Origin of the sequence: Nocardioides sp., from assembly GCF_041600255.1 — a bacterium.
Lineage (GTDB): Bacteria > Actinomycetota > Actinomycetes > Propionibacteriales > Nocardioidaceae > Nocardioides.
Map to the genome: position 1 here is coordinate 1 of NZ_JBFIKK010000097.1, position 13349 is coordinate 13349.

Here is a 13349-nt window from a genome sequence, read left to right on the forward strand (position 1 = left end):
CCGTCCCCATCGTCGTGCCGACCAGGTTCACGCTGCGGGCGTAGAAGTACCACCGGAAGTTGTGCTCATGCAGGGGTGCGAGCGATGCCGACCAGGTCATCGATCCTCCTGCGCGGGCGCGCGGGGGTCGTCCTGCATGGCGAACGCAGCCATCGTCAGGTTCACGTGCACCGATCCGTCGCTGTGCGGCTTGCGCGCCTCGGCGTGCACCACGGACGCCGCCTCTCGCACCAGCGCCATGGCGCGCTCCCAGGTCTCGGGGTCGACCCAGAGCTCTGCGTCGCACAGGAACGTCCTCGACGGCTGGGTGCGCTGCTCGAAGCGCCGGAGCAGCTCGATCGTCATGGCCCGTACCGGTGGGGAGGACCCGGTCGGGTCGAAGGTGTCGGACGGGTCCTGGCTCCGCTGGAAGCCCTGCTCCCACGGGTGTCGGTAGCGCTTGGCGACCCCACCGCGAATCTTCTCCTCACTGTCGACCACCACCTCGCCCGCCTCGGCGAGGATCCGCAGGTGGTACGACGCGTTGGCGTGCGAGACGTCGAGCTCGCGGGCCAGCTCGGCGGCACTCATCGCGGAGCCGGTCAGCAGCGACAGCATCCGCAGCCGCAGCGGGTGCGCGGTGGAGCGCAGCGACGCGATCCGGTCGTCGGTCATCAGGGCCTCCCAAAGAGTTATTGGGGAGTTTGACCGACGCCCTCCCGAACTGTCAAGGAGTTATTGGGGGGTTGTCGGGTCCGGCTCACTCGCCGCGGAACTCGGGGCGGCGACGCTCGCCGAACGCCCGCATCCCCTCGGCCACGTCGTCGGTCTGCAACAGCAGGCTCTGCCCGGTTCGCTCGCGCTGGAGCGCAGGCTCGAGCTGGCTCAGGGTGGCGGCGTTGATCGCCTTCTTGGTGGCCGCGAACGCCAGCGGAGGGCCGACGGCCAGGCGGCCCACCACGCTCGCCACGAGCTCGGCGAAGTCGTCGTCCTCGGCGACGTGCGTGACCAGCCCGGCGTCGTACGCCGCGCGGGCGCCGAGCGGCTCGGCCAGCAGTGCCATCCGCATCGCCCGGGCCCGTCCGATGGAGGCGGCCACGGTCGCGGTCGAGCCACCGTCGGGCATCAGTCCGATCCGGGCGAAGGCGAGCAGGAAGCCCGCCGACTCCGCGGCGACCACCAGGTCACAGGCCAGGGCAGCCGAGCAGCCCACGCCCACGGCGACGCCGTTGACGGCCGCGACGACCGGCTTGTCGAGGCCGGTGATCGCCCGGATGATCCGGTTGGCCCGGTCGAGTGCGGTGACGTCGAAGTGCTCGTGCGCGTCCTCCCCGGAGATGTCGGCGCCGGTGCTGAACGCCGTGCCGACGCCGGTGATCACCACCACGCGGACGTCGTCGCGCGAGGTCGCCTCCACCAGGTACCGGGCCAGGTCGTCGGCCATCTCGGCGGTCAGGGCGTTGAAGACCTCGGGTCGGTTCAGGGTGAGCCAGAGCGCGCCCTCGTCCAGGCGCACCTCCAGGTCAGCCAACGGTGACGCCGGCTTCGCGCATCGCCACCAGGGCAGCCTCGGTGGTCTCCGGCGCGACCCCCGCGCACAGGTCGGTGAGCAGACGCACCGCGAAGCCCTCGCTCACGGCGTCGAGCACGGTGGCACGCACGCAGTGGTCGGTCGCGATCCCGCAGACGTCGACCTGCTGCACGTCGTGGCGTCGCAGCCACTCGGCCAGGCCGACCCCGTCCTGGGTGTGGCCCTCGAATCCCGAGTACGCCGCCGCGTGCTCGCCCTTGACGAAGATGGCGTCGAAGGGCTGGGGGTCGAGGTTCGGGTGGAAGGCCTCGCCGTCGGTGCCCACCTCGCAGTGCTTGGGCCAGGTGTCGACGAAGTCCGGGGTGCTGGACCAGTGCTCGCCCGGGTCCACGTGGTGGTCCTTCGTCGCCACGACGTGGGCGTAGTCCGGTGCCTTCGGGTCCTGGGCGACCCAGTGGTGCAGGACCTCGGCGATGTCGTGGGCGACCTGGGCGCCGCCGGCGACCGGCAGCGATCCGCCTTCGCAGAAGTCGTTCTGGACGTCGACCACGATCAGTGCCCGCTTCATGGGACCGACACTAACCCGTGTCAGATGTGCCGCGTCGCAATGACGGGCTCGCCCTTCGACATCTGCTGGGCCGCCACCGGCAGCTCGGCGCGGGCCGCCGCATGCCGGCTCCGGGCCACCTCGAGCGGCTCGCGTCCCACCACCTTGCCCTCCGAGACCAGCGGCACCAGCAGCGAGCGGTCGTTGCCGTCGTCCGAGGGTGGGCGCCCCACGCCGATCACCTCGGTCTCGGCCACCCCGTGCGCGTCGAGCCGGCGCAGCGCGTACTTGCGGCCCCCCACGGAGATCTTGTCGTGGCTGCGCTTGGCGACCGAGACCATCTCGTCGGCGCGACCCTCGCGGGCGACGAGCTTGTAGACGAACCCGCAGGTCGGGTGTCCGCTGCCGGTCACCAGCTGCGTGCCGACGCCGTACCCGTCCACCGGGGCGGCGGCCAGGGCGGCGATCGCGAACTCGTCGAGGTCGCTGGTCACCACGATCCGGGTCCCGGTGGCGCCCAGCACGTCGAGCGGGGCGCGCACCTCGTGGGCAAGAACGCCCAGGTCGCCCGAGTCGAGCCGGACCGCACCGAGCTCCGGGCCCGCCACCTCCACCGCGAGCCGGACCGCCTCGGCGACGTCGTAGGTGTCCACCAGCAGGGTCGTGCCCCGGCCCAGGGAGTCGACCTGGGCGGTGAAGGCCTGCTTCTCGGTGTCGTGCAGCAGCGTGAAGCTGTGGGCGCTGGTCCCGGTGCTGGGCACGCCGTACCGGGCCCGGGCGGCGAGGTTGGAGCTCGCCTCGAAGCCCGCGACGTACGCCGCGCGGGCGCAGGCCACCGCGGCCTCCTCGTGGGTACGCCGCGAGCCCATCTCGATGCAGGGGCGGTCGCCGGCAGCGCTGGTCATCCGGGAGGCGGCCGAGGCGATCGCGGAGTCGTGGTTGTAGATCGACAGCAGCAGCGTCTCCAGCAGCACCGCCTCGGCGAAGGTGGACTCGACCACGAGCAGGGGGGAGTGGGCGAAGTAGGTCTCGCCCTCGGGGTAGCCCCAGATGTCCCCGCTGAAGCGGAAGTCGGCCAGCCAGTCGCGGGTGAACCGGTCGACCACGCCGTCCAGCGCGGCCAGCACCTCGTCGTCGAAACGGAACTCCTCCAGCGCGTCCAGGGCCCGCCCCACCCCAGCCACGACGCCGTAGCGACGGCCTTCGGGCAGACGCCGGGGGAAGAGCTCGAAGACGGCACGGCGGTGTGCGGTGCCCGCGCGCAGGGCGGCCTGGAGCATCGTCAGCTCGTAGTGGTCGGTGAGCAGTGCGGTCGATCGGTGCCGGGTCACGGGGGTCAGCCTAGGTCCGTGCCGACGATGCTCGTGTGCCACGATGGAGTCGTGTCCGCCGCCAGTCCCGTCGAGGTCGAACCGACCACGTTCTCCGACGAGTTCACCCAGATGGCGACCCCCTGGGTCACCATCGTGTGGAACGACCCGGTGAACCTGATGTCCTACGTCTCGTACGTCTTCCAGAAGTACTTCGGCTACGAGAAGAAGAAGGCCGAGAAGTTGATGCTCGAGGTGCACGAGGACGGCAAGTCCGTGGTCAGCACCGGTTCGCGCGAGGAGATGGAGCGCGACGTCCAGGCCATGCACGAGTACGGCCTGTGGGCCACGATGGACAAGTCCGAGTGAGCGGTTTCGCCCGCCACCGGCGCAGCCGCCTGATCATCGCGAACTTCACCGGGTTCGAGGCCGACCTGCTCCGCTCGCTCGCCTCCCAGCTCGTCGAGCTGCTGCGCAACGAGGCGGCCGTCCCGTCCGACGACCGGGACCCGTTCGAGGCGATGATGGACTTCTCCGGGCCCACCACCGAGCCTGAGGACCCGGTGCTCGCGCGGCTGTTCCCCACGGCGTACCCCGACGACGAGGAGGCGGCCTCGGAGTTCCGCCGCTTCACCGAGGGCGCCCTGCGCGACGGCAAGGCGACCGCTGCGGTGACCATCATCGAGACACTCGAGGAGGCCGGGCTGCCCCCGGAGCTCACCGAGGACGGTTTGATGATCGACGTCGAGCTCGACGAGCCGACCGCCGAGATCTGGCTGCGGTCCTTCACCGACGTCCGGCTCGCCCTGGCCAGCCGACTCGGGGTCGAGGACGGTGACGACGACGTCTGGGCGGCGCTGCCCGACGAGGACCCGCGGGCCCAGGCCCACGACATCTACGAGTGGGTCGGCTACCTCCAGGAGACCCTGGTCGAGGCGCTGACCACCGACTGAGCCGGCTGCCGGCCACGTCTTGCATGGTGGGCCGGTGTGACGCGGGCGAACCGGCCAAATACGCTGGTGGGTGTGCTGACCATCGACCAGGCGACGTACGACGCGATCGTCGCGCACGCCAAGCGCGACCACCCGGACGAGGCCTGCGGCATCGTGGCCGGCCCCGAGGGGAGCGACCGGCCCGAGCGGCTGGTCGAGATGGTCAACGCTGCCGGCAGCCCGACGTTCTACGAGTTCGACTCCACCGAGCTGCTCGCGCTCTACAAGGAGATGTGGGACAACGACGAGGAGGTCGTCGTGATCTACCACTCACACACCGCCACCGAGGCCTACCCCAGCCGCACCGACATTGGGCTGGCGAGCGAGCCCGGGGCACACTACGTACTGGTGAGCACCAGGGAGCACGGGAATAACGACGGCCCTGTGGAGTTCAGGTCCTACAGAATCATCGACGGCAACGTGACCGAAGAGGACGTCGCCGTCGTCCCCCAGCTGATCAGCGACTGAGGAGTCACACATGGCCATCGAGGTCCGGATCCCCACGATCCTTCGTACGTACACCGGCGGCGAGAAGGCGGTCAGCGGCGCCGGCGCCAAGCTGAGCGCGCTGATCGACGACCTGGAGGCCAACCACCCCGGCATCAAGGACCGTCTGATCGACGACGGTGACCTGCGTCGCTTCGTCAACGTCTACATCAACGACGAGGACGTCCGCTTCATCGGCGGTCTCGACGCCGAGCTCAGCGACGGCGACCAGGTCGTCGTGCTGCCCGCGGTCGCCGGAGGCTGATCCTTCGTGCGCTACGACAACCTCCTCGCCTCCGTCGGCAACACGCCGCTGGTGGGCCTGCCGAGGCTGTCGCCGACCCCTGAGGTGCGGCTCTGGGCCAAGCTCGAGGACCGCAACCCGACCGGCTCGATCAAGGACCGGCCGGCGCTGCGGATGATCGAGGAGGCCGAGAAGGACGGGACCCTGCGTCCCGGGTGCACGATCCTCGAGCCCACCTCCGGCAACACCGGGATCTCGCTGGCGATGGCGGCCAAGCTCAAGGGCTACCGCATCGTCTGCGTGATGCCGGAGAACACCTCCGAGGAGCGCCGCCAACTGCTCCGGATGTGGGGCGCCGAGATCGTCTCCTCCGATGCCGCCGGCGGTTCCAACGAGGCCGTCCGGGTGGCCAAGCAGATCGCGATCGAGCACCCCGACTGGGTGATGCTCTACCAGTACGGCAACGCCGCCAACGCGCTCTCGCACCAGGAGGGGACCGGCCCGGAGATCCTGGCCGACCTGCCCTCCATCACGCACTTCGTCGCCGGCCTGGGCACCACCGGCACCCTGATGGGCGTCAGCCGCTTCTTCCGGACCGCCAAGCCCGAGGTGAAGATCGTCGCGGCCGAGCCGCGGTACGGCGAGCTCGTCTACGGCCTGCGCAACCTCGACGAGGGCTTCGTCCCCGAGTTGTACGACGCCGACCTGATCGACTCGCGTTTCTCGGTCGGCCCCCGGGACGCCGTACGTCGGGTCCGCGAGCTGCTCGAGCTCGAGGGCATCTTCGCCGGCGTCTCCACCGGTGCGATCCTGCACGCCGCCCTCGGTCAGGCCGCGAAGGCGGTCAAGGCGGGCGAGCCCGCGGACATCGCGTTCGTGGTCTGCGACGGTGGCTGGAAGTACCTCTCCACCGGCGCCTACGAGGGCACCATCGACCAGGCCGAAGACCGCCTCGAGGGCCAGCTCTGGGCCTAGGCTGATGCCTCCCTGTTCGGAGGAGAGCCCATGCGTGTCCTGCGTGTCCTCGGCCAGCTGATCGCTGGCCTGCTGGCCGTCGTCCTGCTCACCCCGCTCGGCAGTGCTGCCGGCACGGTCGTGGTGGTGAACGCCGAACCGCCCACCGTGCGCGGGCAGGCTGTCTTCGACAAGCTCCTGCGGGCCCGTCCCGGGACCTGGGAGCCGGCCGAGGTGACCCACACCTACGCGTGGTTGCGCAACGACCGGCCGATCGCCGGCGCCACCGGGGCGTCGTACCGGTTGGGTCTGGACGACCTGGGTGCTCGGATCGCGGTGGTGGTCACCGCGACCCACGAGGCGAGCGGGGAGTCCGCGAGCGCCACCTCCCAGCCCACGCCGCGGGTCCGGCGGGCCGAGCTGCGCAGCAAGCGGCTGCCCAGGGTGGAGGGCGTCACCCGCTTCACCCGCACCGTACGCGCCACCCCCGGGCGCTGGTCGGCCTCGCCCACCCGGGTGCGGTACCAGTGGTTCCGCAGCGGCAGACCGATCAAGGGTGCGACCAAGGCCGCCTACCGCTTCGTCCCGCGCGACGTCGGACGCCGGGTGCGGGTCCTGGTCTCGGTCAAGGCGCCCGGGTACTCCCACGCCGCCGCGAAGTCCGAGCGGCTGGGCCGGGTCGGCCACCGCGTCGGGGTACGACGCACGGTCACCTACCGCGTGGAGACCCGCGGCACGATCACCACCAGCCTGCGCGAGTTCCGCCGCCAGGCCCAGCAGACCTTCACCGACCCCCGGGGCTGGCGAGGCGCCGGGGTCCGGTTCCGTCCGGTGGCCACAGGCGGCAGCTTCACCCTGGTGCTCGCCCAGGCCGGCCGGGTGCCCAGCTTCTCGTCGGCCTGCTCCAGCAGCTGGAGCTGCCGGGTGGGCCGCTACGTGATCATCAACCAGGACCGGTGGAAGTTCGCCTCACCCGCGTGGAACGCCGCCCAGGGATCGCTGCGCGACTACCGCCACATGGTGGTCAACCACGAGACCGGGCACTGGCTGGGGCTGGGCCACTCGGGATGCTCGGGCAGGGGCAATCCGGCGCCCGTGATGATGCAGCAGTCCAAGGGGCTGAACGGCTGTCGCTTCAACCCGTGGCCGACCGGGGCGGAGCTGGCCAGCCGGACACCGCGCTGAGCCTCAGTGGACCTGGAGGTCCTGGTCGCGGTTGAACCGACTGCCCGGCACCGCCGTCAGACCGAGCAGGTCGGCGGCCAGGTTGGCCAGGTCGCCGTTGCGGATCGGCTGCGTTCCGGTATAGCCGGGCCGACCGCGGCGAGGATCGCGGTACGTCGGGTTCAGGTCGTACAGGTCGGCCTGTGAGATGCCCGGGCCCCAGACCATGAAGGGCACCCGGTAGTTGAAGCGCTTGCTGGCGTCGTAGTGGCCGTCGCCCTTGCCGCCGTGGTCCGAGGTCAGGATGACCACCAGGTCACTGGTCAGGTCGGCGTGGTTGTCGATGGTCTGGAGCATCGACCCCAGCAGCTGGTCGGTGCGGGCCACGGCGTCGAGGTACTTCGCGGACATGAAGCCGTGCTCGTGACCCGTGACGTCGGGCAGGGAGGTGTGCACGAAGGTGAAGTCGCGGTCGTTGCGGACCAGGTCCCTGCGGGCCTTGCGGACCACCCGGGTCTGGTCGCTGCTGTAGGTGAACCGGTCGATCCCGGCCGGCCAGGAGCGCCGGAACAGGCGGAACTTCGTCTTGGTGGTGAACAGGGCGCTCTCGTTGCCGGCTCGGCGGACCTGGCTGAAGATCGAGGCCACCGAGTGCCCGGCCGCCTGCTGCACGGTGCCGCGGCGGTCGTCGTTCCAGGTCACCCCGTGGCCGCCCCGGGACTTCTTGACCCGTCGGCCGGTGACCATGCTGGTGTGGTTCGGCAGGGTCAACGTCAGCTCCCGCACGGTGCGCGCGTTGAGCGTGGACGCTCCCTCGTCGAGCAATCGGTGGAACGCCGGGGCGCGCTCGCGACCCAGGCGCTTGAGCGCCGCCGGGTTGAGTCCGTCCACGGAGATCGCCAGCACGCGAGCACTGCCCCGATCGCCGCGCTCGGACAGGTCTCCCGGCGCCGTGGCCGCGACGGCGGGTCCCCCCATCGGAGACGCCCCCGAGGCGGCGAGAGCCGCGGTCAGGAGGAGGACGGCGAGCCGGGCACGAGCGGTACGGGCGAACGGACGCATGGCCTCGACCCTACCCAGCGATTCCGTCCGCGGGACCCGAACCGATGCTCGATCCGGCCCCGGGACGCCGGAGTGACCGGGGTCTCTCCCGGGGCGTCGCCTGACGCGCCCGCGAGGCGACCCCCTAGGGTGCCGCTGTGCAAGCAGTTGCCCAGGATGCCCCCGTCGGCATCTTCGACTCGGGGTTCGGTGGTCTCACTGTCGCGCGCTCGGTGATCGACCAGCTGCCCCACGAGTCGATCGTCTACGTCGGTGACACCGCCCGCCAGCCCTACGGACCCAAGCCGATCGGCGAGGTCCGCGAGTACGCCCTCGAATGCCTCGACCACCTGGTCGCGCAGGGCGTGAAGGCGCTCGTCATCGCCTGCAACTCCGCCAGTGCCGCCATGCTGCGTGACGCCCGCGAGCGGTACGACGTCCCCGTCGTCGAGGTGATCTATCCCGCCACCCGGCGTGCCGTGGCGGCCAGTCACAACGGCCGGATCGGGGTGATCTGCACCCGGGCCACCGCCGAGTCGATGGCCTACGACGACGCCTTCGCCGCCGCTCCGCACATCGAGCTGGTCACCCAGGCCTGCCCGCGGTTCGTGGAGTTCGTCGAGGCCGGTGTCACCGGCGGACCCGAGCTGCTGGCGGCGGCGCACGAGTACCTCGACCCGCTGACCGCACGCGGGATCGACACCCTCATCCTCGGCTGCACCCACTACCCGCTGCTCACCGGCGTGATCTCCTACGTGATGGGCGACCAGGTCACCCTGGTCAGCTCGGCGGAGGAATGTGCCAAGGACGTCTACAAGATGCTGGCCCGCAGCGGCCTGATGCGCGAAGGTGGTGACCCGTCGTACACGTTCCTGACGACGGGGCTGCCCGAGGAGTTCGAGCAGATCGGCCGCCGTTTCCTCGGTCCGGAGATGGTGGCAGCGTCGCAGTTCATCGGTGGAATGGCGTGAGGAGGCGGGTGTGAGGCTGACCGTGGTCGGATGCTCGGGCTCCTATCCGGGCCCGGACGCGGCGGCCAGCTGCTACCTGCTCGAGGCCGAGCACGTGGACGATGCGGGCCGGCAGCGGACCTGGCGCATCCTGCTCGACCTCGGCAGCGGCGCCCTGGGCGTCCTGCACCGCTACGCCGACCCGCTCTCGATCGACGCCGTCCTGCTCAGTCACCTGCACGCCGACCACTGCCTGGACCTGTGCGGCTACTACGTGCTGCGCCGCTATCACCCCAGCGGGCACCAGCCCCAGCTCCCGGTGTGGGGTCCGATCGGCACCGCCGACCGGATGGCACGCGCCTACGACCTGCCGACCGAGCCGGGCATGAGCGAGGAGTTCGACTTCCGCACCTGGGACGGTCCGATCCGGATCGGGCCCTTCGAGGTGGACCCGATCGCGGTCGACCACCCGGTGCCGGCGTACGGGATGCGGGTCAGCGCCGACGGCGTGACCCTGGGCTACAGCGGTGACACGGGTCCGTGCACGGGGCTGGACGCGATCGCGGACGGCGCGGACCTGCTGCTGGCCGAGGCGTCGTTCCTCAGCGGCGCGACCAATCCGCCCGGGCTGCACCTGACCGGCTCGGACTGCGGGGAGGTGGCCGCGCGGATGGGCTCGCGACGGTTGCTGCTCACCCACATCCCGCCCTGGTTCGAGGCATCGGCCGCGCTCGCCGAGGCCCGGGCGAAGTACGACGGGCCGATCGACCTGGCGGTCGAGGGCGCCGTCCACCAGGTCTGAGCCGTTTCGGGGCCTCGGCCCCTGTGGACGTGCCGGTGCGGCTGCCGCCGTGATCGGGCAGGGTGGCGCCCATGATCACCGTCGAACGACTCACCCGGCGCTACGGCGACTTCCTCGCCGTCGACGACGTCAGCTTCACCTGCCAGCCCGGCCGGGTCACCGGCTTCCTCGGCCCCAACGGTGCCGGCAAGACCACCACGATGCGAGTCGTCGTCGGGCTCACCCCGGCCACCTCGGGCCGCGCGACGATCGGCGGGCACGCCTACCGCGACATCCCCAACCCCGGGCGGCACGTCGGCGTCCTGCTGGACGCGTCGGCCCAGCACGCCGGCCGCACCGGCCGGGAGGTGCTCACCCTCGGAGCGCGGACGATGGGCCTGCCCGACCGCCGGGTCGACGAGATGCTGGACCTGGTCTCGCTCACCCCGGTCGAGTCACGACGCCGGGTGCGCCACTACTCGCTCGGGATGCGCCAACGGCTGGGCATCGCCCACGCACTGATCGGCGACCCGTCGGTGCTGATCCTCGACGAGCCGGCGAACGGGCTCGACCCCGCCGGCATCCGGTGGATGCGCGGGCTCCTCCAGGGGTTCGCCGAGCAGGGTGGCACGGTGCTGCTCTCCAGTCACCTGCTGCACGAGGTCGAGATCATCGCCGACGACATGATCCTGATCGGACACGGTCGGATCGTGGCTCACGGTGACAAGGAGTCGCTGCTCGCGAGCGCCGGTTCGGCGGCCTGCCTGGTGAGTTCGTCGGACAACGAATGGCTCGCCGAGGCGCTGACGCGGGCAGGTCTCGCCGTGACGCCCCAGTGGGGTGCGTTGCGGGTCGCGGCGGAGCCGGTCGAGGTGGGCCGGGTGGCCCTCGCCGCTGCGGTGGCCCTCACCGAGCTGCGCCCGGCCGACGGCGGGTTCGAGGACCTGTTCCTCGAGCTCACCTCCGACACGCAGCGGGACCCCGCGGCCACCGGGGTGGCGTCATGAGTGCGACGACCCAGCCGCCGACCCTCGGGCACAGCCTCGACGTGACGAGCACGTCCCCGCTGCCGCTGGGACGCCTGGTGCGCGTCGAGCTCCGCAAGACCCATGACACGAGGGCCGGGCTGTGGTTGTTGATCGCGATGGCCGCGCTGACCGCGGTGGTGATGGCGATCCAACTCGCCGTGGTCGTGGTCAACGACATCTCGGTGGACTACGCCGCCTTCATGACCTCGACCAGCTTCTCGATCGCCCTGCTGCTGCCGGTGCTGGGGATCCTGCTGCTCACCAGCGAGTGGGGTCAGCGAACGGCGATGATCACCTTCAGCCTGGAGCCGCGCCGGTGGCGGGTGATCGTCGCGAAGCTGCTGGTCGGCGGCATCCTGGCCACCCTCGCGGTGGTCGTCGCGCTGCTCCTGGGAGCCGGGGCGAACCTGCTCTACGGCGCCCTGGAGGGAGTCCCGGCGACGTGGGGCCTGTCCCTGGCCGAAGTGCTGGGGTTCCTGCTGATCCAGGTCATCGGGATGCTCACCGGCTTCGCCCTGGCGGCGCTGCTGCTCAACTCGGCGGCGGCGATCGTGGTCTACATGGTCTACTCCTTCGTCCTGCCGCCACTCTTCCAGCTCGGCAGCTTCCTGATCGGGTGGTTCGGCGACCTCCGGCCGTGGATCGACTTCAACTCGGCCCAGACGCCGCTGGTCGACGCCTCGATGACCGGTCAGGACTGGGCGCATCTCGCGGTGTCGGGGGTGGTCTGGCTGTGGCTGCCGTTGGCCATCGGCCTGTGGCGCGTGCTGCGCGCCGAGGTGAAGTAGGACGCTCGGGTGCCCACGGTTAGGGTCGGCCCCATGACGACTTCTGCCGAGGGCACCCGCGCCGACGGGCGCGCCGACGACGAGCTCCGCCCGATCACGATCACCCGCAACTGGCTCGACCACGCGGCGGGGTCGGTGCTGGTGGAGTTCGGCAGGACCCGGGTGCTGTGTGCGGCCTCCGCCTCCGAGGGCGTGCCGCGCTGGCGCAAGGGGTCCGGGCTGGGCTGGGTGACCGCGGAGTACGCGATGCTCCCCGCAGCCACGAACACCCGCTCGGACCGCGAGTCGGTCAAGGGCCGGATCGGTGGCCGCACCCACGAGATCAGTCGGCTGATCGGCCGGTCGCTGCGCGCCGTCATCGACTACGAGGCCCTCGGCGAGAACACGATCGTGCTGGACTGCGACGTGCTCCAGGCCGACGGCGGCACCCGCACCGCCGCGATCACCGGGGCGTACGTCGCCCTCTCCGACGCGATCACCCATCTCAAGGCCCAGGGCCTGGTCAAGGGCGACCCGCTGACCGGCTCCGTGGCCGCGGTCAGCGTCGGCATCATCGACGGCGTACCGCGCCTCGACCTGCCCTACGAGGAGGACGTCCGCGCCGAGACCGACATGAACGTCGTGATGACCGGCGACGGCAAGTTCATCGAGGTGCAGGGCACCGCGGAGGGTGCCGCCTTCGACCGGTCCGAGCTCGACGCCCTGCTGGCGCTCGCCGAGAAGGGCTGCACCGACCTGACCCAGCTGCAGTCCGAGGCGCTCTCGCAGTGAGCCGGCCGTGACCCGCGTCTTCCTCGCCTCGCGCAACCGCAAGAAGATCGCCGAGATGGAGCGGATCCTGCGCGAGCACGCGCCGGGCATCGAGGTGCTCGGGATCGACGACATCGAGGGGTACGTCGAGCCGGTCGAGGACCAGCCGACGTTCGAGGGCAATGCGCTGCTGAAGGCACGGGCCGGTCTGGCCGCGACCGGCCTGCCGGCGCTGGCCGACGACTCGGGGCTCTGCGTGGACGCGCTGAACGGCATGCCGGGTGTGCTCTCGGCCCGGTGGGCGGGCCGGGCGAAGTCCGACGAGCGCAACAACGAGCTCCTGCTCGAGCAGCTCGACGACGTGCCGGACGAGCGTCGTACGGCGCACTTCGCCTGCGCGGTGGCGTTCTGCCACCCCGGCGGGGAGCTGGTCGTGCACGGTCGGATGGACGGTCGCGTGATCCGCGAGCAGCGGGGGAACGGCGGGTTCGGCTACGACGTGCTGTTCGTGGCCGACGAGCACACCGACCCCGAGCGGACCTCGGCGGAGCTGAGCGCGGAGGAGAAGGACCGGATCTCGCACCGGGGGCGGGCGTTGCGCGAGATCGCTCCGCTGGTCGCCGACGCGTTGGCGTGAGGGATTCACTGGTTAACCAGTGATTTGCGCACTTCACCCAGGTAACTCTCTGGGTGAAGTGCGGGTTATCTGGGTGCGCTGTGACGCAGGATGCTCATGGGGTCGGGATCGTCGCTACGAGGCCCGTTCGGTCCGAAGATTCACTGGTTAACCTGTGAAACTGCCCC

General features: G+C 70.9%; 17 protein-coding genes. 12 read left to right on the forward strand and 5 right to left on the reverse strand.

The genetic code is table 11. The features are described from left to right. Positions 1-96: 96 nt before the first annotated feature. The 4 genes from ABZE72_RS11940 to ABZE72_RS11955 form a co-directional block, all read right to left on the reverse strand. A complete protein-coding gene (locus ABZE72_RS11940) occupies positions 97-654 on the reverse strand; it encodes an ArsR/SmtB family transcription factor (protein WP_372729255.1) in 558 nt (185 codons plus the stop codon). A gap of 85 nt (positions 655-739) precedes the next feature. Further along, positions 740-1510 (reverse strand): enoyl-CoA hydratase-related protein, encoded by a 771-nt coding sequence (locus ABZE72_RS11945; protein WP_372729256.1) that lies wholly within the window; start codon positions 1508-1510, stop codon positions 740-742. Next, a complete protein-coding gene (locus ABZE72_RS11950; protein ID WP_372729257.1) occupies positions 1503-2078 on the reverse strand; it encodes an isochorismatase family protein in 576 nt (191 codons plus the stop codon). The genes ABZE72_RS11945 and ABZE72_RS11950 overlap by 8 nt, the downstream gene beginning before the upstream one ends. A 20-nt stretch (positions 2079-2098) precedes the next feature. Continuing rightward, positions 2099-3397 (reverse strand): nicotinate phosphoribosyltransferase, encoded by a 1299-nt coding sequence (locus ABZE72_RS11955; protein ID WP_372729270.1) that lies wholly within the window; start codon positions 3395-3397, stop codon positions 2099-2101. A gap of 102 nt (positions 3398-3499) precedes the next feature. Here ABZE72_RS11955 and clpS point away from each other — a divergent pair, with 102 nt between their 5' ends. The 6 genes from clpS to ABZE72_RS11985 all read left to right on the forward strand — a co-directional run bounded on the left by clpS (position 3500) and on the right by ABZE72_RS11985 (position 7228). After that, positions 3500-3736, forward strand: a complete 237-nt coding sequence (clpS, locus tag ABZE72_RS11960; protein ID WP_372729271.1) for an ATP-dependent Clp protease adapter ClpS — start codon at positions 3500-3502, stop codon at positions 3734-3736. Next, positions 3733-4320, forward strand: coding sequence for a DUF2017 domain-containing protein (locus ABZE72_RS11965; protein ID WP_372729258.1), 588 nt, complete (start codon positions 3733-3735; stop codon positions 4318-4320). Before clpS ends, ABZE72_RS11965 begins: the two co-directional genes overlap by 4 nt. Positions 4321-4392: 72 nt before the next feature. Then, the gene (locus tag ABZE72_RS11970) at positions 4393-4827 is read left to right on the forward strand and encodes a Mov34/MPN/PAD-1 family protein (protein WP_372729259.1); all 435 of its coding nucleotides are present in this window, start codon (positions 4393-4395) and stop codon (positions 4825-4827) included. Between the two features lie 10 nt (positions 4828-4837). Continuing rightward, on the forward strand, positions 4838-5110 hold the full coding sequence (locus tag ABZE72_RS11975) for a MoaD/ThiS family protein (protein WP_372729260.1): 273 nt from the start codon (positions 4838-4840) through the stop codon (positions 5108-5110). A gap of 6 nt (positions 5111-5116) precedes the next feature. After that, positions 5117-6064, forward strand: a complete 948-nt coding sequence (locus tag ABZE72_RS11980; RefSeq protein WP_372729261.1) for a PLP-dependent cysteine synthase family protein — start codon at positions 5117-5119, stop codon at positions 6062-6064. 30 nt (positions 6065-6094) lie between these two features. Beyond that, positions 6095-7228 carry a DUF3152 domain-containing protein gene (locus tag ABZE72_RS11985; RefSeq protein WP_372729262.1) on the forward strand — a complete coding sequence of 378 codons (1134 nt, stop codon included), beginning with the start codon at positions 6095-6097 and terminating at the stop codon, positions 7226-7228. Positions 7229-7231: 3 nt separating this feature from the next. Here the strand turns inward: ABZE72_RS11985 and ABZE72_RS11990 are convergent, their stop codons facing one another. Next, positions 7232-8269 (reverse strand): alkaline phosphatase family protein, encoded by a 1038-nt coding sequence (locus tag ABZE72_RS11990; protein ID WP_372729263.1) that lies wholly within the window; start codon positions 8267-8269, stop codon positions 7232-7234. 137 nt (positions 8270-8406) lie between these two features. Here ABZE72_RS11990 and murI point away from each other — a divergent pair, with 137 nt between their 5' ends. The 6 genes from murI (at position 8407) to rdgB (ending at position 13182) form a co-directional block, all read left to right on the forward strand. Continuing rightward, positions 8407-9219 carry a glutamate racemase gene (gene murI, locus ABZE72_RS11995; RefSeq protein WP_372729264.1) on the forward strand — a complete coding sequence of 271 codons (813 nt, stop codon included), beginning with the start codon at positions 8407-8409 and terminating at the stop codon, positions 9217-9219. A 10-nt stretch (positions 9220-9229) separates the two neighbouring features. After that, entirely contained in the window at positions 9230-10000 is a 771-nt protein-coding gene (locus ABZE72_RS12000) for an MBL fold metallo-hydrolase (protein WP_372729265.1), read from the forward strand. A gap of 71 nt (positions 10001-10071) precedes the next feature. Next, complete coding sequence (locus tag ABZE72_RS12005) at positions 10072-10986, forward strand: ABC transporter ATP-binding protein (protein WP_372729266.1); 915 nt, start codon at positions 10072-10074, stop codon at positions 10984-10986. Beyond that, the gene (locus ABZE72_RS12010; RefSeq protein ID WP_372729267.1) at positions 10983-11795 is read left to right on the forward strand and encodes an ABC transporter permease; all 813 of its coding nucleotides are present in this window, start codon (positions 10983-10985) and stop codon (positions 11793-11795) included. The genes ABZE72_RS12005 and ABZE72_RS12010 overlap by 4 nt, the downstream gene beginning before the upstream one ends. A 33-nt stretch (positions 11796-11828) precedes the next feature. Further along, positions 11829-12566 carry a ribonuclease PH gene (gene rph / locus ABZE72_RS12015; RefSeq protein ID WP_372729268.1) on the forward strand — a complete coding sequence of 246 codons (738 nt, stop codon included), beginning with the start codon at positions 11829-11831 and terminating at the stop codon, positions 12564-12566. Positions 12567-12573: 7 nt separating this feature from the next. After that, positions 12574-13182 (forward strand): RdgB/HAM1 family non-canonical purine NTP pyrophosphatase, encoded by a 609-nt coding sequence (gene rdgB, locus ABZE72_RS12020; protein ID WP_372729269.1) that lies wholly within the window; start codon positions 12574-12576, stop codon positions 13180-13182. Positions 13183-13349: the final 167 nt, after the last annotated feature.